This is a genomic window from Paenibacillus sp. OAE614 (genome assembly GCF_040546645.1).
Lineage (GTDB): Bacteria > Bacillota > Bacilli > Paenibacillales > Paenibacillaceae > Paenibacillus_AQ > Paenibacillus_AQ favisporus.
Window position 1 is genome coordinate 5,339,190 of record NZ_JBEPOD010000001.1, and the last position, 22,218, is coordinate 5,361,407.

General features: G+C 54.1%; 19 protein-coding genes. 3 read left to right on the plus strand and 16 right to left on the minus strand.

The genetic code is table 11. From position 1 onward, the window contains the following. Positions 1-144 precede the first annotated feature (144 nt). Complete coding sequence (locus ABIE48_RS24650) at positions 145-936, minus strand: TatD family hydrolase (protein WP_192717404.1); 792 nt, start codon at positions 934-936, stop codon at positions 145-147. Between the two features lie 182 nt (positions 937-1,118). Here ABIE48_RS24650 and ABIE48_RS24655 point away from each other — a divergent pair, with 182 nt between their 5' ends. Further along, positions 1,119-1,802 carry a DUF6273 domain-containing protein gene (locus tag ABIE48_RS24655; protein WP_192717405.1) on the plus strand — a complete coding sequence of 228 codons (684 nt, stop codon included), beginning with the start codon at positions 1,119-1,121 and terminating at the stop codon, positions 1,800-1,802. Between the two features lie 23 nt (positions 1,803-1,825). Continuing rightward, positions 1,826-2,734, plus strand: coding sequence for an RCC1 domain-containing protein (locus ABIE48_RS24660; RefSeq protein ID WP_192717406.1), 909 nt, complete (start codon positions 1,826-1,828; stop codon positions 2,732-2,734). A 152-nt stretch (positions 2,735-2,886) separates the two neighbouring features. On the opposite strand, the gene ABIE48_RS24665 is transcribed toward ABIE48_RS24660, so the two are convergent. The 4 genes from ABIE48_RS24665 to ABIE48_RS24680 all read right to left on the minus strand — a co-directional run bounded on the left by ABIE48_RS24665 (position 2,887) and on the right by ABIE48_RS24680 (position 8,009). Beyond that, positions 2,887-3,057, minus strand: a complete 171-nt coding sequence (locus ABIE48_RS24665; protein WP_163881768.1) for a hypothetical protein — start codon at positions 3,055-3,057, stop codon at positions 2,887-2,889. Further along, a complete protein-coding gene (locus ABIE48_RS24670; protein WP_192717407.1) occupies positions 3,054-4,070 on the minus strand; it encodes a TIR domain-containing protein in 1,017 nt (338 codons plus the stop codon). Before ABIE48_RS24670 ends, ABIE48_RS24665 begins: the two co-directional genes overlap by 4 nt. 300 nt (positions 4,071-4,370) lie before the next feature. Further along, on the minus strand, positions 4,371-7,232 hold the full coding sequence (locus tag ABIE48_RS24675) for a family 78 glycoside hydrolase catalytic domain (RefSeq protein WP_192717408.1): 2,862 nt from the start codon (positions 7,230-7,232) through the stop codon (positions 4,371-4,373). A 183-nt stretch (positions 7,233-7,415) separates the two neighbouring features. Beyond that, positions 7,416-8,009: a nitroreductase family protein gene (locus ABIE48_RS24680; RefSeq protein WP_192717409.1), complete on the minus strand. Its 594-nt coding sequence runs from the start codon at positions 8,007-8,009 to the stop codon at positions 7,416-7,418. Positions 8,010-8,247: 238 nt separating this feature from the next. Between ABIE48_RS24680 and ABIE48_RS24685 the strand changes: the two genes are divergently transcribed. Next, complete coding sequence (locus tag ABIE48_RS24685; RefSeq protein ID WP_192717410.1) at positions 8,248-9,693, plus strand: esterase-like activity of phytase family protein; 1,446 nt, start codon at positions 8,248-8,250, stop codon at positions 9,691-9,693. A gap of 105 nt (positions 9,694-9,798) precedes the next feature. Here the strand turns inward: ABIE48_RS24685 and ABIE48_RS24690 are convergent, their stop codons facing one another. From ABIE48_RS24690 to ABIE48_RS24740, 11 genes are all read right to left on the minus strand, one after another. Next, positions 9,799-11,724 (minus strand): PAS domain S-box protein, encoded by a 1,926-nt coding sequence (locus ABIE48_RS24690; RefSeq protein WP_192717411.1) that lies wholly within the window; start codon positions 11,722-11,724, stop codon positions 9,799-9,801. A 368-nt stretch (positions 11,725-12,092) separates the two neighbouring features. Further along, on the minus strand, positions 12,093-13,325 hold the full coding sequence (locus ABIE48_RS24695) for an aminopeptidase (protein ID WP_192717412.1): 1,233 nt from the start codon (positions 13,323-13,325) through the stop codon (positions 12,093-12,095). Between the two features lie 44 nt (positions 13,326-13,369). Beyond that, entirely contained in the window at positions 13,370-13,906 is a 537-nt protein-coding gene (locus tag ABIE48_RS24700; RefSeq protein WP_354519830.1) for a hypothetical protein, read from the minus strand. Further along, on the minus strand, positions 13,900-14,886 hold the full coding sequence (locus ABIE48_RS24705; protein ID WP_192717413.1) for a Gfo/Idh/MocA family protein: 987 nt from the start codon (positions 14,884-14,886) through the stop codon (positions 13,900-13,902). The genes ABIE48_RS24700 and ABIE48_RS24705 overlap by 7 nt, the downstream gene beginning before the upstream one ends. Positions 14,887-14,951: 65 nt before the next feature. After that, a complete protein-coding gene (locus ABIE48_RS24710; protein ID WP_192717414.1) occupies positions 14,952-15,533 on the minus strand; it encodes an SLOG family protein in 582 nt (193 codons plus the stop codon). Positions 15,534-15,924: 391 nt separating this feature from the next. Beyond that, positions 15,925-16,557: an HlyD family secretion protein gene (locus ABIE48_RS24715; RefSeq protein ID WP_192717415.1), complete on the minus strand. Its 633-nt coding sequence runs from the start codon at positions 16,555-16,557 to the stop codon at positions 15,925-15,927. A gap of 42 nt (positions 16,558-16,599) precedes the next feature. Beyond that, a complete protein-coding gene (locus ABIE48_RS24720) occupies positions 16,600-18,237 on the minus strand; it encodes an MFS transporter (RefSeq protein ID WP_192717416.1) in 1,638 nt (545 codons plus the stop codon). A gap of 158 nt (positions 18,238-18,395) precedes the next feature. After that, a complete protein-coding gene (locus tag ABIE48_RS24725) occupies positions 18,396-18,824 on the minus strand; it encodes a MarR family winged helix-turn-helix transcriptional regulator (protein WP_240913402.1) in 429 nt (142 codons plus the stop codon). Between the two features lie 435 nt (positions 18,825-19,259). Then, positions 19,260-20,222, minus strand: coding sequence for a glycoside hydrolase family 43 protein (locus ABIE48_RS24730; RefSeq protein ID WP_192717417.1), 963 nt, complete (start codon positions 20,220-20,222; stop codon positions 19,260-19,262). A gap of 139 nt (positions 20,223-20,361) precedes the next feature. Beyond that, on the minus strand, positions 20,362-20,622 hold the full coding sequence (locus ABIE48_RS24735) for a DUF6171 family protein (protein ID WP_145029567.1): 261 nt from the start codon (positions 20,620-20,622) through the stop codon (positions 20,362-20,364). 63 nt (positions 20,623-20,685) lie between these two features. Then, positions 20,686-22,170: an alpha-N-arabinofuranosidase gene (locus ABIE48_RS24740; RefSeq protein WP_192717418.1), complete on the minus strand. Its 1,485-nt coding sequence runs from the start codon at positions 22,168-22,170 to the stop codon at positions 20,686-20,688. Positions 22,171-22,218: the final 48 nt, after the last annotated feature.

Here is a 22,218-nt window from a genome sequence, read left to right on the forward strand (position 1 = left end):
GTTTTTCTTGCGAGATCAGGAAGCAGAAGCTCCGAAACTTATACTTTCTTATCTCTTAAAAAAGGGCAGCCTGGTCGGCTGCCCGCTGGGGCTGTCCTGGGATGTCCTGGGATGTCCAGCGTTAGAGCGGCGTCATGCCGCCTCTTAAATTCCGAAAAAGCGCCGGGTCGTCCTTACCGTAGCCGCAGCCAGCGCCGCAGGCTCTTCCCCCCTACAGTCGGCGATAACCCCGAGAATGTGCGCCAGGAAAGCGGGCTCGTTCCGTCCGCCCTTCGGCTTCGGCCGCAGATCACGCGGTGTCAGATAAGGCGCATCGGTCTCGATCATCAGGCGGTCCAGCGGAATGTCACGGACGAGCTCACGCAAATGCCCGCCCCGCCGTTCGTCGCAAATCCAGCCGGTGATGCCGATGTGCAGACCCATCTCAAGGTAGGTGTACAGCTCTTCTGCGCTGCCCGTAAAACAATGCACGACCGCGCGCTTAATTAATGCCGGATGGTCTTTCAGCATCGCGGCAAAATCGGCATTCGCGTCCCGTTCATGCAGAAACAGCGGCATGTCCAGCTCTTCCGCCAGACGCAGCTGCTCCTCAAACCAGCGGCGCTGCACGTCGCGCGGCGAAAAATCCCGGTTGTAGTCCAGCCCGCATTCGCCGATCGCCACCACCTCAGGCAGCCCGGCCAGCCGCCGCAGCCGCTCCGCCGTATCCGGTCCGCAGTCCTTGGCGTCATGCGGATGAACGCCTGCCGTCGAGAACAGCCTGCCGGGATACGACTTTGCGTAGTGCGCCGCCTCCTCACTGCTCTCTACGGACGTTCCGGTTATGATCAGCTGCTCTATGCCCGCCTCAGCGGCCCGGGCCAACACCTCCTCCCGGTCCCGGTCGAACGATGAATTCATCAGGTTAACGCCGATATCAATGATCGGTAAAGTCATGGCTGCCAAGTCCTTTCGTTATCTATCTTAAAGCATCTACCTTAAAGTCAAACCATAAAGTACGGCACCAATATTATAGGGGACAACGATCCTCCGCACAAGGATTCCTGGCATTTCAAATGAAATCTTGCATGAATGTTATATGATCGAAGTTGAAATGAAAAGCGAGGGAGGAAAACTTCATGGAAAAGGATCATTCAGCTTTTACGCACCGGAACTTAAAGCCCGGCGATATCATTACGTTCGGCACGTATCCGCAGTCTGCAGACAGTCAAGAACTGGAAATTCAATGGCGTGTTCTTCATCATTCAGGAAGCGAGCTGTTTGTTTTGAGCGAGTATATTTTGGACTGCAGGAGGTATCACGGCAAGAACGCGGATATGGGGTGGCGTGAATCCACGGAAAGGACTTGGCGTGACTGCGATTTGCGCGAGTGGCTGAACGATGAATTCTATAACACCGCATTTAGCGGCGCCGAAAAGCAATTCATCAAGACGGCTCATTGTACGGACAACGGAGAAGGCTGCCCGGATACGGAGGACAAGGTTTTTCTGCTTAGCGTTGCCGAGCTAGAGAATTTATCCGGGGTTCACGGCAAGGATGTGAGGCGTGCGGTTGGAACCGATTTTGCCAAGACGAACAAGCCCGATGGATGCAGCTTATATGTATATGACAAATCGAACAAAGACAACTATATCCTCAAGGACGGCGAAGAAGCCGGCTGCTCCTGGTGGTGGCTGCGAACCCAAGGTAACAAGCCTTCACGCGCATATTTTGTAGGGACAGGCTGCAGTATTCGCAGCTATGGGAATAACAGCATAAGCGGTTATGGCGTGCGTCCTGCTATAAAAATAAATCTTTCCTAAGTCTTGTTTTCAAGGAGGTAGACATGGATTGCATGACATCGAAAGAAGCGGCGTTAAAGGTGAGCAAGTGGCCTAGGCAAACTATAGCGGCGGGTCCTCGTCATACCGTTGGTCTGAAATCTGACGGCACGGTGGTGGCTGCAGGCGATAATAAATACGGCCAATGTGATGTAAGCGGCTGGCATGATCTGGTGGCGGTTGCGGCCGGTAATGTTCATATGGCGGCGAACACAGGCAATGCCCATACCGTCGGTCTGAAATCGGACGGTACGGTGGTCGCGGCGGGTTGGAATAAGCATGGCCAATGCAGCGTAGACGGTTGGCGCGATATTGCAGCGGTCGCGGCAGGCTGGCGCCGTACCGTCGGCCTGCGATCGGATGGCACGGTGGTGGCCGTGGGTCGAGATCAAGAAGGCCAATGCGATGTGAGCGGCTGGCGTGATATCGCTGCGGTCGCGGCGGGTGACTGGCATACCGTGGGTCTTCAATTGGACGGCACAGTGACAGCCGTGGGTAACAATCGGTATGCCCAATGCAATGTTAGCAGCTGGCGCGGCATCGTCGCGGCAGCTGCGGGTTACCTTCATACCGTCGGGCTTCAATCGGATGGTACGGTGGCGGCTGTGGGTCTGAACAAGCATGGCCAATGCGATGTTAGCGGCTGGAGCGGAATTGTGGCGATTGCGGCGGGCAGTTATCATACCATCGGCCTGAAATCGGACGGCACGGTAACAGCTGCGGGCCATAATGAATATGGCCAGTGCGATGTTAGCGGCTGGAGCGGTATGGTAGCCGTCGCGGCGGGTTGTAAGCATACGCTCGGCCTGAAATCGGACGGCACGGTAGTGGCGGTGGGTCACAATGAATATGGCCAATGCAATGTTAGCGGCTGGAGCGGCATCCAACTGCCCGGCACTTCGTTTTCCCTATGAATAACTCGTCTCCACGTGATAAAATGAGCCGGACCGCTGATAAGGCAAGGATTACGCGACGTTGAATCAGGTGGTTGACACCGCCCGGAGTATCCGATCCCGCCCGATCATATAAAAAAGACCGCATCCTGACGGAGTGCGGTCTAGCGTCATTATTTGTATACGGGTTTGCCGTATTCCGCCTTCTTCTCGAACAGAACGGTATACGTTTCGTCTGGGCCGTCAACGGACGGGGCTACCACTTTCTTCAGCCCGCTCAGAGGCAGGATCGCCGTACTCCTAAGACCATATTTGCGAAAAGTGGGTCTGTGTCGTTGACTCATGACGATTCCCCTCCTAATAAATCATGAATTGAATCCAGTAACGCTTTATTGAGATAACATATCTCCTCAAAAATCTGCTCCGTGACCTGGACGGAGCCCCTCAGGTGGACCGTAAACACGTATCTTCTCGCTAAAGGATAACACAAGATATATTCCTTCACAACCGATTTGCGATTTCGTTGACTAAATGTCACATTTCCACTGGCGTGAACGTCCACCACATGGATCGGTTCTTCTCCAGGTCTCAAGTTGGTATTGGCATCCAAGGAATATTCATAGCCGATTTCGCCAACCCCGTCGCTGCCGACCTGCTTTATTGTACGGTCCCCGGCTTTGAAAAGTGCTGTGCCGCTGACCGTATACGGCGTGGAAATAAACGACAGCCGCAGCGCCCTGCAGATCCGGTTGTAAATATCCGTATCGAGTGTAGGCTTATGATTCAATTCCTCAAAAAAGCCGATAATCTTCAGCAGCCTGTCCCTCTCCTCTTCGGATTCACGGAGCAGATCGTAAGGATCACTCTGTTTGCTGCCCCAATGCTCGATCATGCTGCCGATTTTACTGCACGAGACGCCCACGGCCGCATTCCAGTTGCGCGGGTTCATCTGATAGGTGAGCGTGGTCATGCCGAACAGATCCGAAGGCGTCTTAAAGCCTTCAATCCGTTCCTCCTCCTCATCCTCCTGCTCAGGAATATGCGACGGAACGAGAAAAAATACCCGTTCTCTCCCCAGTTTACTCCAAAACAAGCCCATCTCAAACACCGTATTATCTCTGGCTGTATAATATAACTTACCCCGCACGAGCGTCACGTCATCAGGGTGGAACACAAAAACCGCAAAATCGCTACCCTGGATCTGGGCTTCCAAGTCCTCCATCGTATAACGGTTGGCGTGAAACACTCCTCTATGCCAAGGAGTCACGACCGCGTAGTGCTCCAGTTCCTCCTGCACCGCATTCACGATCGGAATGGCTTCCCTGGATGAGCCGATGAAAACGAAAGGTTTGTCCATAACTCCCTCCAGAACATCCATAATCTACCTATTACCAGTATATCATAGCATGGTAGATTCAATGACTGTTACTTTTCGCGCTTACGAAAATCCGCCCCTGATTTCAAAGTTTGCTATGTATGCCTGACAGAACTTGTCTATATAAAAAGGTTACAAAAAGTAAAGGACTGCGGACAGCCCTGCTGAACCGCAGCCTTCGTGTACAAGCCAAGTACCGGGAACGGACAACCTGCCTCACCGACAGCATCTGCCGTATAAGGTAGGTCTTCACCATAAATGCTTGAATGATATCCTTTTCCGCTATACGAGCTCAACCTCACCCTGCATTCCTTCCGGAAAACGCACCTCGACCTCCACATCGGCGGGGGACTCCACGCGCAGCGTCATCCGGTTGTCCGAAACGTTCCAGCGGACGCGGATTTCGCCGCCGGCCGGCAGCGGAACGATGCCGCTGGCCCAGCTTAGTCCGCACGGCTGGGGAGCGACCGCCACCCTGCTCCATCCGTCCTCCAGCCGTTTTACGCCGAGAATGCATTCGCCCAGAAAATATCCCGGGGCCGCGGACCAGGCATGGCAATGGCTCCGGGTGAGCTGGTTTGGATTGGCCCGGTTTTCGCTGAAGTTCGGGTACATCTCCCAGCAGGTGGTGGCGTCGTTATCGATCATCTGCCCGTAATGGGCCCGAATGTCGGCAAGCAGCAGCTCGAACTGGCCGGCCTCCTCCAGCGCCTCGTAATAAAAGAAGGACATAAACGGGCTGCCAATCTGCACGAAATCCGCGGGAGGAAACTTCAAATAGGCTTCCATCAGCGCTTTTCTGCCGCCGGAAGCGGCCCCGCACAGGTAGGCGACCACCTGGGTCTGCATGCTGAAGGTATCGGAACGGCGGCCGTCCGCATGGATGCAGTCCAGATAGGCGTGGCGTTCATCGGACCACAGATGCCGGTTAATGGCTTCCGTCAGCTGACCGGATGCTTCCTCATATGCGGCGGCGGTCCCTTCCTGCCCGGCCGCTGCCGCAATGGTCGCCGCATCGCGCAGCGCCTTGGCCAAGAACAGGTTCTGATGGGTCACGACGCCTTCGCGAGGCTGATCGATCGGAGCCCAGTCCAGGAAGTTCCAGCCCTTCATCTCCAGCAGTCCGTCCCCGTTCAGATGTTCCAGGTAGGCCTCCATCGTCAGCTGAACCGCCGGCCAGATTTCCGCCGCAAACGCCGTGTCGTTCGTATGGGAAATAAATTCGCGGCAGGCGATGGCCCAGAAGAAGGTCCAGTTCGGGATCACGCTGTTCCAGGCGCTCGGCACCTGGTTCACATACAGCGGCGTCATGTCCGCCGATCCCGGAACCAGCCGCAAACAGCGTTTGACGATGTCGGTCACGCCGAACACATAATAATTGACGAGCGCCTCATTGCGGCTGTCCCCGACCCAGAACACCTGCTCATAGGAAGGGCAGTCGATGAACGTGTCTTCCATGCACAGCCGGGTCGTGTGGCGGCTGATGTCCCAAATAACGTTCAGCCGGGCGTCCGAGCAGCGGAACGCGCCGATCTCGGCGGCGGGATACGTGCTCTGCCGGATGTATACTTCGTGAAGCTTCACCGGACCACGCTGTTCGCGGATGGTCAGAATCAAGTACCGGAAGCCGCGGCGGACGGGCGACAGGTAAGACTGGCGGCCGGACCGGCATATATAACGGAACGTATTTTCGAGGCCGTACGTATGCTGCCGGTAATCGTCCTTGATGTATTCGACCCCGTACGCATCAATGATCGTGCCTTCCGGCGCGTCCAGTTCGAAGCCGATAAAACCGGAACGCTCCTTGCCCAGATCAATCACGATCTCGCAGTCACCATCGGGGAACGGCTCGAGCTGTGCGAAGTTCTGCGTCGGCAGCACCGCAAACTGCAGTTCCTGCGGCACCCGGTGTTTTTCGCTCAGCGTCCGCCACACGCTGGCTCCGAATACATCCACGGCCGAATACAGTTGTCTCGACACGGGCTGCGTCCAGCGTTCATAGCCCTGAAGCTCCTGCTCGGTCCGGATCGTCTTCAGCCGTAAATAGTCCTGATCGTCCCTGCGGAGCTCCCGGCCGTCCTTGTAATCGATATACTCAACCGCATCGAAAGGACCGACGGCCGTAAACGGATTGCCCTCCTCATTTAGTGCCGCGTGAAGTGGAGCCCGCAGCGTAAACGCCGCCTCGCTGTCCACACCGATGTGGAACACCGAGCCGTGGTCCCCCGACGTAATGTCCATCAGCAGCAGATGACTCCCGCTGCCCAAGGTCAGCGTGTAGTATGTTTCCGGCTGATCCACATGCGCCGGAATGCAGCGGATACCGTCTACGTACAGATCGTCGGCCCGCGTTCCGGTCGGAAAACCGATGGCTACTTCGCCGTCCTCTTCCATGACCAGTACCGCAGCCAATAGGCCGGTAAAGCCTACCGGGTTGGCGTGCGTGATGCTGTCCTTCACCATCTGGTTCCGCAGGTCGATGGCGGCCGTGAACCTTGGTGCCTTGACGTGGGCCAAAGACATCACCTTGGACGGGTACTTCTTCTCTTCCGTCAGGAACGGGATGTCCCTTGGAATGAGCCGCGTCCACGGCTGCGTGCCTGCCGGGCCAATTTCCAACGCGGCACTCCAGGAGGCGTCATCGTATCCCGGCCGGTTCCATGCCTCATCCCACAGCCTGGCGTCGTACACTTCGGCAAATCCCTGCTGACAAGACATCCGCGGGGAAGTGCTGTCCTGGGCCGCCAGCCTGGCCGTTCTCCAGGTCCGGTCCGTGGCGGCGATCACCTCGTCCCCGTACTCCACCTGGGCGATCAGTCCCCCGCGCCCGGCGAGATAATAGAAATTGGCCAGTCCAAAATGAAGGACAAGCACCGCAATCGTATTGTCAGCCCCCGGACGCAGCAGGTGCCCGATGCTGTATGTATCATACATCTGCTCCTTCGGCCAAGAGCGCGTCGTTCCCCTGCCGGCCAGGTAACCGTTTACAAAAAGGACGTAGCGCGAGTCTGCGGTGATGCTGAGCGATACGGGCCGTCCCGTGTCCCCCTCATAGGCAAATGTCTTGCGGAAGCATCTCCATTCATTCCGGGGGCTCGGCTCTCCCTCTCCCCAAATCCACATCGCCTTCCAATGCTTATCCATCATAAGCCTCCTCTCTGCCCTTAGCTTTGAACAATCACCGCCCTGTTGTCAAGTAAAGCAGTGAAATTCAATTCAAGGAACATCATTTGACAGCTCTCCCTTCCCGTTTCACGAAAAAAAAGCCCGCGCTTGCCGCGCAGGCTCTTCTTCCGCATAAGAGCAGCCGCGTTATTCAGCCACCCTCTATTTCTTTAGTGCATCCGCCCGGTCCACCCAGACGGTCAAGTCCTGGTAAGGCGTGCGTTTGCCTTGAGGCGCCTGTCCTTCAGCCGGAACGCCCAGATAAATAAAGCCGAGTACCTTGTCGTTCGGGCCAAGACCGAAATGCTCGTTCATCTTGGCGTGGTATGTCGGCTCGCCGGTTCTCCAGATCGCTCCGAGACCCATGGCATGCGCTTCCAGCAGCATATTCTGGATCGCCGCGAACACCGCTCCGTATTCCTCCAGTTCAATCACCTTGGGGTGATCCTTCGGCGTGACCGCAACAGCGATGACAACCGGAGCGCGCATCGGCTTCTGCCGGGCCGATTCCGCCGCCGCTTCGGCTTCCGGGGATCCTGGTCCGCCCGCCTGCTCCACAGCGACTTCCGCCAATGCGTTGCCGAGCAGATCCCGTCCTTCCCCGCGAAGGACGAAGAAGCGCCATGGCTCGGTCATCCGGTGGTTCGGCGCCCAGGTGCCCGCCTCCAGGATTTGTTCAATGGAAGCGGCAGGCACTTCCTCCTGCGTCACTTTCCCGATGCTCCGTCTGGAGCGGATCGCTTCCGATACGTTCATATCTCATTCCCCACTCTCTTTAAGAATGCTTATTCTAGTCCTGTGTACTATTGTAGCAAAAAACGGACCGCGATTTCTAACCCGGCGATTCCACCGGGCTCCTCCAAGCTGCGTGCAGACGGAGATTTACCCCCTTTTACCCTGCGGTGACGTTCCGATAATGATCTGTTAACACTGCAAGCGTACACTGAAGCAGACAAGCTGTTTATACATATCCTTCGGGAAGGGGTTCATCACTATGACAAAAAAATGGTTCGTTTCCGCCCTCGCGGCCTTGTCCGTGGGGGGCACAGCCCTGCTTCAGAGCGCATCGGCAGCACCGGCCGATGTGAAGTATTCCGTTAATGGACAGTCATTTACACCGTCCGTCCCTGCCGTTGAGCAGCAGGATCACTTGTATTTTCCGATCCGCGATCTCGGCAACCTGCTCGGCAAGTATGTCGACTGGGACGAAGTTCGCCAAACGGCTTCTTTTACGGACAAGCCCAAGCTGACCGGTAAATACACGTTGGATCATGCGGATCTGGCGGAGGGCATCAAATTTGGCATCGGCTCCTCGCTGGCGCATATCCCCGGCGACCCGGATAACGTCTTCTATACGACGGCTGACCGCGGCCCGAACGGGGAAATCGACGTAAACGGCGAGACCCGCCGGACGTTCCCGCTGCCGAACTATACGCCGTCCATTTATAAAATCCAGCTGGATCAAGGGAAAATCACCGTCCTGGAAACCATTCCGCTCAAAATCAACGGAACAGATCCCGTGACGGGCAGCAGCAAGATTACAGGACTGCCGAACCTAAAATCCCGGGACGAGGTCCCTTATGAGACGACCGCCCAGAAAGTCATCTCTTACGATCCTTATGGACTTGATGTTGAAGGGCTTGCCTACAATCCACAAGACGATACATTCTGGATCTCCGACGAGTACGGCCCTTACCTTGTACAGGTAAAACGCGACGGTACGCTGGTGCAGCGCTTGGCGCCCCAAGGGATCAGCTCCGAGCTGAACACGGCAGCGCTGCCGCTGAAGGATACGCTGCCTGCCGTTTATTTGGACCGCCGCCAGAACCGCGGTGCAGAAGCGGTCGGAATTACCCCGGACGGGAAGTGGATGTTCATGGCGATGCAGAGCCCGCTGCGGAATCCCGACAAGAGCGTCGATAATTCCCGGGCGCTCCGCATTTTGAAGATCGATCTGGCCACTCTCAAACCGGTAGCCGAATACGCCTATCTTACTGAAGACGCTGGCCAGTTCAAGGACCTGAAGCAATCCGATATCGTCATTTCTGATCTTAACGTCATCGATGAGAAAACGCTGCTGATCGACGAACGCGACAAAAATGCCGGCGATGCCGCCCAGCTCAAACGGATTTATGCCATCAACCTGACCGATGCAACCAACATTCTCGGCAAGTATGACGAGGCGGGACCTAGCGGCAAAACGCTGGAGCAGATGAGCCCGTCCGAGCTTCGCCAAGCCGGCATTATGACGCCGCTCAAGCGGACCGTGCTCGATGCGGTGGAATTCAACTATCCGAACGAGAAAATCGAAGGCATCTCGCTGGTGAACGGACATACGCTGGTCATCGTGAACGACAATGACTTTGGCGTCACCAACCCGGATGCCAAGGAAAACGGAACGGACCTGTGGACCTTCGAGCTTCCCTACGATTTAAAATAAGGCGCAAATCTATAAAAGACCGGCCACGGAGGAAATCTCCATGGCCGGTCTTTTTGGGTTCCGCGAAAAGCCGTTTAGGATTGGCGGTCAATCTTCGCCCTGCCGTTACCGCCGGCTGCCAACCTTTCGCTTGACCTGCTCCAATACAGCAAGAACAGGCTGACTTTTGACGGGCTTGCTGATGTATTCGTCCATCCCTGCCCCGAGGCAGATATCCCGGTCCTCCTTCAGCGCGTTGGCCGTGACCGCCACGATCATCGGACAGCTATCCTTCGGCAGGGTCGCCCGAAGCTTGCGGGTCGTCTCCAGACCGTTCATGCCAGGCATCTGAACGTCCATGAAGATGATGTCATACTTCGTATTCTCGGCTTCCCGCAGCACATCGTGGCCGTTGGTGACGACGGTCACCGCATGGCCCTGCTTCTCCAGCATTTTGCGGAGCACGATCTGGTTGATCTCATTGTCCTCCGCAATCAGAATATTGAGCGGATCGGTGTCGGATGTTTCCTTTTGTTCGCAGCGCTTGGCATGCTCAGGCTCCTGGCGGTTCTTGAGAAGGACCGTAAACACAAAGGTCGTTCCGGGTCCTTCCTTTTTCTCTACCCATATATGGCCGCCCATGACGTTCACGAGCTTCTTGCTGATGGCCAGCCCCAGCCCGGTTCCTTCATAATTGCGGGTCATGAAATTGTCCACCTGGGAGAACGGTTCGAAGATCGCTTCCAGCTTGTTATCCGGAATGCCAATGCCCGTATCCGATACCTTGAATTCCAGATCAATCAGCTCGTCCTCCTCGAACACCTTCCGGACGCTGACCGTAATCCCTCCATGAAGCGTAAACTTCACCGCGTTGCCCACGAGGTTCATCAGAACCTGCTTGATCCGCTTGGGGTCCCCGAAGAGCATCTCCGGAATGTCGTCCTCAACGGTAAAGGACATCTCCAGCTGTTTGGCGCTCGCCTTGGCGGACACCATATCGAACGTTTCCTGGATGCACTGCTTCAGATCGAACATATCCTCCTGCAGTTCCGTCATACCGGCTTCCACTTTGGAAAAATCCAGAATATCGTTGATGATGGCCAGCAGCGTTTCACCGCTCTTGCGGATAATTTCGATATATTCCTTCTGCTCATCGTCGAGGTCCGTCGTCGTCTCCAGCAAATCCGTCATTCCGATGACACCATTCATCGGCGTCCGGATCTCATGGCTCATCATCGCCAGAAACTCGCTTTTCGCTTTATTCGTACTTTCCGCCAGCTCCTTGGCCATAATGAGCTGCCGCTGCTCGGTGAAATCCTTGGCAATGATATAGAAGCCCACATTTTTGTTATTGATGATGATGGGTGCCAGCGTCGTGATGACCTCCACCATGTGGCCGTCCTTATGCCGGAGCGTCTTGATATCCTGCTCTACGGTCGGATTGTTCAGCGCTTCCTTCAACACCCGCTGCAGGTTCCGCTCCCCGATAAAGCGCGCAATGCTCCTGCCCGCCATCTCGCTGACCTTGCAGCCGGTCATCTGCTCGGCTCGGGTATTTGCATTCAAAATATTTCCATTTAAATCGAGTGAAATGATCGCGTCGTGGTTATATCTTTTTAGGGAGGTATACCGCTCGACGGTTTCCTGCAGCTTCTGCTCGGCAGCCTTGGTATGGGAAATATCGTTTAAAACGACTATGTAATGCTCGGGATTTCCCTCCGCGTCCGGCATAATGGAAATATGCACGGCCGCCCACACGGTTCTCTCATCTTTCCGGATGTAGCGGCCTTCGATTTCGACGGAAGTCTGCTTGGGATAATTTTGAATAAGCGTCTTCACCTGGCTCAAATTGGTTTCCAGATCTTCACTGTAAATCAATCTCTCAAAACGCTGTTTCTGAAGTTCCTCCCAGGAATATCCCAGAATGCGGGTGAGCGCCGGGTTTGCTTGAACCCATTCTCCCCGGACGGTAATCACGGCAACACCAAAAGGAGCATTTTGGTACACATGCTGTAAATAAGAATACTCCTCATCATTCTGTACTCTGTTCATTTTGCGCCTCCTGCCATGGTAGTACAGCCTGGTTTTTGTATTTTTCTCTCCATCGTGTTTATATCTTAAAGGAACTGTAGCCCGACCCCTGACATACCAAAATAAGCATAAGCATGCTTATAAAGAGATATAAACAAAATTGACAATTTTGAAACCTCTTTGACGATAATTATGACAAAATGATGGCGAAATTTATAGACCAACTTTTTTCCTTTTCCAGGTTTTCTTAGTGAAATAAACGACCGAATGGCGAAGACCCCAAGATTAGGTCACCTTAAGATTGTACCAATCAGAACGCAAAGAAACCGCTCTTTCTCAAAAAGGCGGTTTCTTTGTTCGCCTAAACGCGTAAGAAGCAGCCGGTATGGTCAGAATGCCCAGTTTCCGTTACGGAAGATTGCTTCTTTGCGTCCTTCCCGCGTTATTCCGTCAATGGATAGATCGGCTGCGCCAATCATGAAGTCCTCGTGAACCAGGCTCTGATTTGCGCCTTTGTTCAGCAGTTCCTCCGCATCCATTTCTTTGCCGTTCTGAAGATTGACCGGATAGGCTTGACCGAGCGCCAGATGGCAGGAGGCATTTTCATCGAACAATGTATTATAAAAGATCACATTCGAATTCGAAATCGGAGAGTCGTGAGGAACGAGTGCAACCTCGCCCAACCTCCGCGCTCCTTCATCCGTATCCAAAAGCATCTGCAGCGCCTCGGCTCCTTCCTCGGCAGCAAACTCGCTGACTCTGCCGTCCTTAAAGGTCAACGTGAAATTATTGATGACCACGCCGTTATAATTTAGCGGCTTCGTGCTTTTCACGGTTCCGTTGACGCCGTCCCTGCTTGGAAGCGTGTAAACTTCCTCTGTCGGGATATTCGGATTAAACAGGACCCCGTTTTCGTTATACTTAGCGCCTCCAAGCCAAATGTGGCCTTCGGGTAAATCAATCGTCAGCGAAGTGCCTGTCGCTTCGAATTGAAGCTGCCTGTAGCTTTTGTCATTCAAAATTTGAACCATTTTGCCGAGTCTTGCGTTATGTACTCCCCATGCGGATACCGGGTCTTCACGATCGATCCGGGTCGCTTCAATAATATGCTTCCACAGTTTTTGCACCGCGGAATTTTCTTCTTCACCAGGGAACACCTTATTTGCCCATTCCGTCGTGGCGTACGATAATAACGTCCAGGCATTTTTGTGGGCCATCAGATAGCTGCGGTATTTGTTCAACGCGGCGGCGGCCGTTTTGGACGCTATTGCAACGCGGTCAGGCTCCACGTCGTTCAGCAAATCCGGATCAGGAGAGTAGATTTGAATGAATGCCGCTCCGCTTTGCGCATACTGCACCATGGCGTCTGCCCGCCACTGCGGATATTCCGACAATGCTTTTTCCGGACCATGCAGGTACTTTATCCTCGACAGCTGCTCATCGTTATACTCCACATAGACATTGTGAGCACCGGCTTCGTATGCTTTCAGCGAAATCAGCCGGACAAGGTTTGCGGCCATAATCGGCGCCATCACCACGACGGTCTGCCCAGGTTGGACGTTCACCCCTACCTTGACGGCTAGCTCCGCGTAATTTTCTAGTTGCCGCTTTGTTGGATACATCAAATTTCCTCCATTTGCACGAAATGCTTCTCTGGTATACCACTTTATCTTCCTTTTGGGTCCAGCAGCGCGGTCAGTTCGTCAAGGGTCCGGACGACATGCTCCAGCAGCCCCGGCAGATCCTCCATCTGTTCCTCGTCGATTTTCCGGTCAAACCGGACTTCCGCCGTATTCGACAAGCGTTTCGTCTCATCGCCATAGCGCCAGCTGAGCGTCTGGGACACCGACTGCTCCGGCCACCGCTGTTCCAGCAGGCTCTGGATGACGGCACATTCCTCGCCCTGCGGGCCGACTTCCATATAAAAGCGGATTCGGATCGTGCACCCTGGCTGTGCCTCCTTCTGCTCCAGCAGCTCCGCGGCCAAATCGGCCAGCGAGGCGGCGAGACCGATCTCCGCGGTCACCGCTTCGTTCCCGCTGCGCACGAACCGAATGGCAAATTCCCTCGACATGACCGACATTTCCATCCGGTCGTCGCGGCCGGTGACGCGAACCGCACCGTCAAGGTTGTCCAGGTCGTAGACCAGGTTCTCCACCGCCACCTTCAGGTTGTCGAAAATGCTCGGATCGAACATTACCATACGTCTGCCGCATATTTGAGACCGATCTGGCGTCTCGCATCCTCCATAATTTCCGCGACGATGAGGGAGCTCTCCAAAGAATTGATCTTGCTGTCGCGTTTGCCGCGTTCGATCAGCCGGATAAACTCGTCCAGCTCATAGTACATCGATTCATGGGTCTGCAGCTGCGTGAGGTCCTCGACCGTGCCGTCCCTGTACTGGATTTTCACTTCATAAGGCTGGTTGATCCGGTCGATGACCATCGTTCCGTTCTCACCCTGAATTTCGGCGGGCAGGAAGGAGTCGGATATTTTCGAATACATGATGACCGCGTCCATCTCCGGATAGCGCAGCACCATGCTGCCTTCCCCATCCACGCCTGATGACAACATGATACCTGTCGCCTTCACGTATTCAGGCCGGCCGAAGAGCGAAACCATCGGATAGATGCAGTATATGCCCAAATCCATGAGTGAACCGTTGGAAAACTCGGGATTGAAGGCGTTGAGCACCGTCCCCTCCTTAAAGGCGTCATAGCGCGAGGAATATTGACAGTAGCTGGCAAAATACCGCCGGATCTGGCCGATTTTATACAGGTTGTCCTTCATGATTCTGAAATTCGGCATCAGCGTGGACTTCATCGCTTCCATGAGCAGCACGTCATTGCTGCGGGCCACCTCGATCATCCGCTTCAGTTCCAAGCTGTTTGAAGCCATCGGCTTCTCGCACAGCACATGCTTGCCGTGGTTCATGCACCGGATCGCCTGGTCCGCGTGAAAAGAGTTCGGGCTGGCGATGTAGACCGCGTCCACAACCCCGTCCGATAACATTGCCTCGAGATCCGTGAACACCCGCGGAGATCCGTGCTCCGCGGCAAAAGCCTCTCCCTTTTCCATGGTCCGGGAATATACTGCGGCAAGCTGAAACTGGTCATTCTCCGCGGCAGCCTGCAGAAACCGCTCCGTAATCCAGTTGGTCCCGATTACCCCGAATCGTATCATCTTCTCGCTTCCTCTCCTAACTTGTCAGTTCTGTCTTTGTGAATACTCACGATGACTATATTGTCTCATTCCCCAAAGAAGCTGTCCACTTCGGAATCCATGTCATGAGCGGCCTCGCCCACCATGGACTGAATATCTTCAGAGCTGATGTTAATATACTCATAGCCCTCTTCCTGCTGCTTCTTCAAGGCTCTCTCCTTATAAAACTTGCCGGTGCCCTCACCCGCATCCTCGTCGTACACGAGCACGATGCCATCGGTCTTTCGGAACAGCAGATCATCCCTGGCCGCAAACTGCCACGGGCCGCTGTAGGGCTGGTTGCTGACGACACCGTAATAGTCGATCTCTCTGAGAATTTGCCGGTAATACTCCTGCTTATCTTCCTTCCACTTCTCTTCCGGGCTGGCATAGGCCGAAATGATCGAGCATTTGAGCTCTGGATACTGCTCTTTCAGCGCAATAGCCGCCTCGATGCCCCACAGGTCCACGCCGTACTGCCCCGGGGTGATGACCCACTCCAGTCCCTCTTCAAGGAGCGGAATCAGCTTGGCCGTGATCGCCTGCTTAATATACGGAATGCCCGGATGCTTCTGGCCAAAGATGTTCAGCTCATGCGCCCGGTATCCGGTGACCAGACAATTTTTCATACCATCAACACCTTAACTTAGTTGGAATGCCTCTTCCTCAACAGATGATCCGCGAGTAATTCATTCCTTCTATCATACCTTGTTTTGCCTTGCGGCTTCCACCGCAAATTCAGATTGTGCTCGGTGCCGCTCTTTCCAGCATGGAGATGATAACCGCGAAATCAAGGCAACAGGGAGTGGTCCAGAAAGCCGGAAGACAGCCAAAAAGGGCACCAGCCGCCAATCCATCGTGGCGGGGAGGTACCCCTTTACAGAAATATATATAAGTTGAACCAAAAAAGGTTCAGTCAAATCAAGAAATCCGAAAACAAGAGCGATCGTAGGGACATTTTACGTACTTGCCCCATCATCCATTTCAATTTTTCAACTTATATTTTTCAACTTATATAGATTACAAAGAAATTTTCACTTCGGCGTTCATGCCGGGAAGCACTTTATCCGAAGGCTGGTTGATCGAAATTTTGACAGGCACCTTCTGGGTGACCTTGGTGTAGCTGCCGGTTGAGCTTTGCTGCGGAAGCACCGAGAACACCGAGGTCGTTGCATAGCCGATTTCATCGACCGTTCCGCTGAACGTTTTGCCCGAATCTCCGTCCACGTTAATATCGACGCTTTGGCCGACCTTCAGCTCCTTCAGGTCCTTCTCCTTAATATTTGCGATGATGTACATATGATCCAAGTCGGCTTCCTGTGCGAGCACCTGTCCCGCTTGAACCAGCTCGTTCTTCCGCGCATCGCTCTTGATGATTTTACCGTTCATCCGGGTGCTGACCGGTACAGCCTTCGTTCCGTCGGATACGGTGCCGACGACGTCCTTGTCAGTCACGTTCGATCCGGTCTTGACATGCCAGTCGGTCAACACGCCGCTGTATGTGGATACGACGGGCATCATGTCCGCGGACACGACCGCGTCGCTTGTTTTGATGTAGTTTTCATTTTGGTAATAAACATAGGCGCCGGCTGCGATCAGTATAAACACGACCAGCACGCCCACAACATTTCCGATGATTAAACGAATGTTCATCTTGCCTGTTCTCCTCCATATCGTTCTTTTTCTGAATGTATCTTAAGAATGGGATTCCGCTGTTACTCTTTCCTTGGGACCAGGCAGGGCAAGCGGCTTTTTCGGCTTTTGCACAAGCGAAAAGCCTTTGCCTGTCACGATTTTTCCAATAGACGCCAGCAGTATAATGACTGCAAGAACCAGCATCATCGTAAACAAGTGATGGTACGCTCCTAGGATGGCCGCCCGCTTTGTATTAGCAATCAGCTCATAGGAAGCCGTGCTCTGCGCCTGGGCCGCCGTCATTCCCGATCCCATCAGCTTCCGGGTCATCTGTGCCAGCTCCAGCTTCGTTTCGGCATCAAACTCGCCAAGATGGGAACGGATCTGCTCGTAATTCATGGTGTTCTGCCGGCTCAAATACCAGCCCAGCAACGGAGACAGCACTGCGCCGACGATATTCCGCATCGTGTGCAGCGTCGTGGAGCGCATGGAGGCTTTGTGAATATCCCCCGCGAGGGCCGTGCCGAGCGCTCCGCTGACCAGAGCCATACTGACGCCGCCGCCAAGGCAGGCGGCCTGGAAGTAAAGCTTAGGCAGCGTTACGGTTGGCACCAAGTTCCGCCAGCTGAGGCAGACATAAATGATGGCCAGCGATCCGATAAAACCCAGGACTCCGGCGCCGAGCCGGTCGTACAGCAGGGTTTTCAAAATAGCCGTGATCAGAATGCCGACGAAGAACCACATGAAAAAATGGGACAAATAACTTGGCGACAAGCTGACGTTATTTTTCAAAAAACCGGTGATCCCCGCAATCGCAAAGATCAGCACCGCATGGGACGCGATAGCCATGATCGTGCCCGAAATCGGCTTGGGCGCCTTCAGCGTACGGAAAGGAACGAGCGGCGTCTTGGCCCTGAGGTCGACGATGACGAACAGAACCGCCAATATGACGGCGACAGCCAAAAACGGCCACACCTCATACGAAGTAAACCCCTTTTGCATTAAATTGCACAGCGGAATCACCAGCGAAATCATCGTCAATACAAACAAAAACACTCCCGTTTTATCCAATGGCTCGTGCTCGCCGTGATGCTCCTCCGATTTCGGCAGGCCGTAATAGCCGACGGCCAGACAGAGGACGGCGGAGGCGACGTTCAGCACGTACAGCCAGCGCCAGGTGTCCAGACTAAGGGAGACGGCCCCGAAATACGCTCCGACGGCACTTGCCCCAAACAGGCCCGTGATGACCATAAACAGAAATGTATTGCGGATCTTGTTCGGAAATGAACGAAGGCTCACCGGCAAAATCGCCAGAAACAGCGTACCGGCGCTGAGGCCCTGAATCACCTTCCCGATCGTCAAGGCGGCCACATCGGTGGACACGGCGTTGATCAACGAGCCGCACAAAAAAATAAACACCATCGTCAGATAGTGCGCCTTGAGGCCGAATCTGCGGGCCAGCACCGGTCCAAACGGTACTCCGAGCGCGAAAGCCAGGTTCGACAGCGTGGACGGCAGCTGCAGATCATTCGAGCTCATATCCAGCCCGTTCTGAATAATCACCTGGTTGATGGTATAAGCCAGATTGCTGAAATATTGGGGCCCGATCGCAAAAATCGTCAGCAGCGATATGATCAAATACTGCGGAACGGCCACCCTTTCTTTCTCCGACATCGGAGTGCTAATGAGTTGACTCATCCGGATTCCTCCTTTCGTCTTGTATATGATTACGTCCGTATGCAGAACAACTTGTAAATAGCAAGTTGTATTATACAACATATGTGGATCAGCTGGCAACGGGATTTTCGCAGGCAGCGAGAAAAAGCTATTGGATAAATCCACAGCTTTTTCCTGATCTACTTATGCCGTTGTTTCAAATCCCGGTTAAGCCGGGTCAGGCTGTCTTCCAAGTGCTGCAGCCCATCACCGTTCCATTCCTTGAGAATGTCCGCGTACGCATCATGTCTGGCTTTCTGGACTTTGTGGAGAATATCCAGCCCGCCGGGCGTAATCTCAATGAGGCTGATTCGGCCATTGTTCGTGTCCGGATACCGCTTGACGTAATCTTTGGATTCCAGCACCGCGATTTGCCTGCTGGCCGTGGACAGGTTCAGCAGCAGATGCTCTGCCAGCACATTGATCGCTAGCGGGCCCGCGTGCTCCAGCTCGCTGAGCAGAAGATACTCCGACCGGTCCAGGTTCCCGAATCTGGGGCTGAGCGCCGTCGTCAGCCGGACCAGCAGGGCGATCTGGTACTCGATCATATCCAGTCGATCTTTGTTCAACTTCCTCCCCCTCTTCTCTTGCTAAACCGCTCTCATAAATATATCATACCACTGCGCGAAGGGACTTTGCATCCGGGGGGCCTGGTTAAATAGAAAGAACGTCAATCGACGTACATTCATTATGAGTACCGGCAGCGGTTGTATAAGCCAAAAAATGGAAATAGATGATGGGGCAAGTACGTAAAATGTCCCTACGATCACTCTTGTTTTCAGATTTCTTGATTGAATTGAACCATTGCAAGGGAGAAATCCGAAAGCCAAATGTGACCGCTTCGCTTCTTCGGAATCATTTTACTCCCTTGCTTGCATCGTTTTCGTTAGTTCAAACTATAAAACGGACGTTTTCCGCCCCATACGTCCTTTAACATTCATTTCAATTTAAAAAGGAGCCTGCAGCCAAGCTGCAGACTCTTGCGATTTTTATTCCCCGGCAAATTACCGTTTTCCATCCTTCACCGGAACCCCGAAATTCGGCGTCCCGTCCTCATTCCAGCCGAAGATTTGCATCCGCGTATGCCGGTTCGGATCGTACAGCGGATCGCCGATAATTTCTTTATAATTCCGGGCATGATAAACGATGACGTCTTCCCCGTCCTCGGATACCGTGAAGCTGTTATGTCCCGGCCCATACTGCCCGTTCTCCTCGTTGGTGGCGAATACCGGCTCCGGCGACTTCACCCATGAGGCCGGATCCAGCAGATCCGCCGATTCATCGGCATACAACAGTCCCATGCAGTAATTGTGGTCGGTGGCGCTGGCCGAATAGCTGATGAAGATGCGTCCGTTCCGCTTCAGTACGGCTGCCCCTTCGTTGACTTTAAAGCCGATCACTTCCCACGGATACTCCGGGGTCGAGATCATAACCTGCTTGCCCTGCAGCGTCCAAGGATTGCTCATTTCCGAAATGTACAGATTTGAATTGCCCTCGATGTCCGGGTCTTTCTGGGCCCAAACATAGTACAGCACCCCGTTATGCTCAAAGGTGGTCGCGTCCAGCGCAAAAGACTCCCACCGGGTGCGGATCTTTCCCTTCTCCGTCCAGGTTCCTTCCAGCGGATTGGCCGAGTCGTTCTCCAGAACATACATCCGGTGGTCGAACAATCCGTCATTGGTCTCGGTCGTCCGCGCCGCCGCAAAGTAGATGTACCATTTTCCCTGAATAAAATGAATCTCCGGCGCCCAGATGTTCGCGCTGAGCGGTCCGGTCTCGTATTTGCGCCATGCCACAACCGGTTCGGCTTCACCCAAACCCTGCAAAGTCTTGGAACGGCGGATTTCGATCCGGTCGTACTCCGGCACAGAAGCCGTGAAATAATAATAACCATCCGTATGCTTGAAAACCCATGGATCGGCGCGCTGCTCCACGACCGGGTTGTTGTAAGTTTCGTTTCTCTCCATATCAGGCTCTCCTTTATGTCTATGTCTTCATGCCAAAATCAATTGTTCTATATAGATTGAACTAAAATTTTGCATTGAACTTCCTGTTATAACGCTCCATAAGGCGGCCTATAACATTCAAGTCTTTAGTTCATTCTATCTAGCTCCATTTCGGGGCAAAAGGATAAGGACAGGCGGATTCCAGCAGCCGGGTCTTCACCTCAACGAGGCAGCCGCAGTATTGGCAGGTTGTTCCGTATTGAAGCCCCGGACACTGTTCGCACTGCCCGATCCGCCGGCGGTATACCTCTTCGGATGCCGTCTCCCTGCCGCGGGTCGCGATCTCTACGAGCCGCTGCAGTTTTTCCGGCGATACCTGGACACTCTCGCTGCATCCTTTGCAGCCTTCCTGTCGTTCCATGACAGTTCATCCTCCCTATTTGCTGTAACTGTAATAATGGCGCTGGACGCAGCCAACCTTCGATTAATGAATGGCCAGTGTAACGACGGACATCGGTGGCAGCTTCACGCTCAAACGACCGCCCTCCACATTGGCGCCTTCAAAAGCTTTTGGTGCCACGGCGTCCGGCTGCTCGAACGTATTGTGCGCGTTCATCCGGTCGGCCGTCAGAATCGTGCCGGAAGCCTGCACGCTTTCGGCAGCAAGGCCGCGAAGGTCCAGGCTGATTTCGGCTTCGCCGGCATGGTCGATATTGACCAGGCTGACATGCACCTTGCCTTCGGCATCCTTGGAAGCCGACACAGTCACCTGCGGCAGCGCCTCCCCGCCCATTTCATAGCTTCCGACCGCAGACTCGACGGCCAGCACCTCGGCATCCTGATGGACCTTGAACATATCGAACACATGATACGTCGGCGTCAGGATCATCTTCTCGCCTTCGGTCAAAATCATCGCCTGCAGGACGTTCACCGTCTGCGCGATGTTCGTCATCTGGACACGGTCCGCATGGTTGTGGAAAATGTTGAAATGCACGCCGGCCACCAGCGCGTCGCGGATCGAGTTCTGCTGGTACAAAAATCCCGGATTTGTGCCCGGCTCCACGTCAAACCAGGTGCCCCACTCATCGATGATCATGCCGACGCGCTTCTCCGGATCGTATTTGTCCATGATCGTGCTGTGCTTCGTGATCAGTTCGTCCATATGCAGCGCCTTCTTCATGGTGATAAACCATTCGCCTTCTTCAAAATCGAGCGCCGAGCCTTTGCCCAGCCAGAAGTCGCCCGGAATCGTATAGTAGTGCAGGCTCAGACCGTCCATCAGCCAGCCGGCGTTTTTCATCAGCACTTCCGTCCAGTTATAATCGTCCACATTGGCGCCGCCGGCGATTTTGTAAATTTTGTTATCGCCGTAATTACGCACGTACGTCTGATAACGGCGGTACAGATCAGCATAGTATTCGGGACGCATGTTGCCTCCGCAGCCCCAGTTTTCATTGCCGACGCCAAAATACTTCAGCTTCCACGGCTGCTCTCTGCCGTTCTCTTTACGCCAGTTCGCCATCGGCGATTCGCCGTCAAACGTCATGTACTCTACCCACTCGGACATCTCCTGAACCGTGCCACTGCCAACGTTGCCGCAAATGTACGGCTCGCATTCCAGCAGCTCGCAGAGCAGCATAAATTCATGGGTGCCGAAATGGTTGTTTTCGACGACTCCGCCCCAGTGCGTGTTGACCATCCGTTTACGGCCTTCCCTTGGACCGACGCCGTCCTTCCAGTGGTATTCATCGGCAAAGCAGCCGCCCGGCCAGCGCAGAACCGGCACCTTGATGTTCTTAAGGGCCGCCAGCACGTCGTTGCGGATTCCCTTCGTATTCGGAATCGGAGAATCCTCGCCGACCCAGATCCCTTCATAAATGCAGCGGCCCAGATGCTCCGCAAAATGGCCGTATATATTTTTATTGATTTTCCCTTTGGAAATATCCGTATTGACGATCACGTTATGCATAGCTGAATCCTCCCACGAGATGCTAATTCTCTTTATTTTGATAAAAAC

Excerpts from the sequence above, each read along its gene's own strand:
- ABIE48_RS24650 (WP_192717404.1), bottom strand. The coding sequence starts at position 936 with ATGACTTTACCGATCATTGATATCGGCGTTAACCTGATGAATTCATCG.
- ABIE48_RS24655 (WP_192717405.1), top strand. The coding sequence starts at position 1,119 with ATGGAAAAGGATCATTCAGCTTTTACGCACCGGAACTTAAAGCCCGGC.
- ABIE48_RS24660 (WP_192717406.1), top strand. The coding sequence starts at position 1,826 with ATGGATTGCATGACATCGAAAGAAGCGGCGTTAAAGGTGAGCAAGTGG.
- ABIE48_RS24665 (WP_163881768.1), bottom strand. The coding sequence starts at position 3,057 with ATGAGTCAACGACACAGACCCACTTTTCGCAAATATGGTCTTAGGAGT.
- ABIE48_RS24670 (WP_192717407.1), bottom strand. The coding sequence starts at position 4,070 with ATGGACAAACCTTTCGTTTTCATCGGCTCATCCAGGGAAGCCATTCCG.
- ABIE48_RS24675 (WP_192717408.1), bottom strand. The coding sequence starts at position 7,232 with ATGGATAAGCATTGGAAGGCGATGTGGATTTGGGGAGAGGGAGAGCCG.
- ABIE48_RS24680 (WP_192717409.1), bottom strand. The coding sequence starts at position 8,009 with ATGAACGTATCGGAAGCGATCCGCTCCAGACGGAGCATCGGGAAAGTG.
- ABIE48_RS24685 (WP_192717410.1), top strand. The coding sequence starts at position 8,248 with ATGACAAAAAAATGGTTCGTTTCCGCCCTCGCGGCCTTGTCCGTGGGG.
- ABIE48_RS24690 (WP_192717411.1), bottom strand. The coding sequence starts at position 11,724 with ATGAACAGAGTACAGAATGATGAGGAGTATTCTTATTTACAGCATGTG.
- ABIE48_RS24695 (WP_192717412.1), bottom strand. The coding sequence starts at position 13,325 with ATGTATCCAACAAAGCGGCAACTAGAAAATTACGCGGAGCTAGCCGTC.
- ABIE48_RS24700 (WP_354519830.1), bottom strand. The coding sequence starts at position 13,906 with ATGGTAATGTTCGATCCGAGCATTTTCGACAACCTGAAGGTGGCGGTG.
- ABIE48_RS24705 (WP_192717413.1), bottom strand. The coding sequence starts at position 14,886 with ATGATACGATTCGGGGTAATCGGGACCAACTGGATTACGGAGCGGTTT.
- ABIE48_RS24710 (WP_192717414.1), bottom strand. The coding sequence starts at position 15,533 with ATGAAAAATTGTCTGGTCACCGGATACCGGGCGCATGAGCTGAACATC.
- ABIE48_RS24715 (WP_192717415.1), bottom strand. The coding sequence starts at position 16,557 with ATGAACATTCGTTTAATCATCGGAAATGTTGTGGGCGTGCTGGTCGTG.
- ABIE48_RS24720 (WP_192717416.1), bottom strand. The coding sequence starts at position 18,237 with ATGAGTCAACTCATTAGCACTCCGATGTCGGAGAAAGAAAGGGTGGCC.
- ABIE48_RS24730 (WP_192717417.1), bottom strand. The coding sequence starts at position 20,222 with ATGGAGAGAAACGAAACTTACAACAACCCGGTCGTGGAGCAGCGCGCC.
- ABIE48_RS24735 (WP_145029567.1), bottom strand. The coding sequence starts at position 20,622 with ATGGAACGACAGGAAGGCTGCAAAGGATGCAGCGAGAGTGTCCAGGTA.
- ABIE48_RS24740 (WP_192717418.1), bottom strand. The coding sequence starts at position 22,170 with ATGCATAACGTGATCGTCAATACGGATATTTCCAAAGGGAAAATCAAT.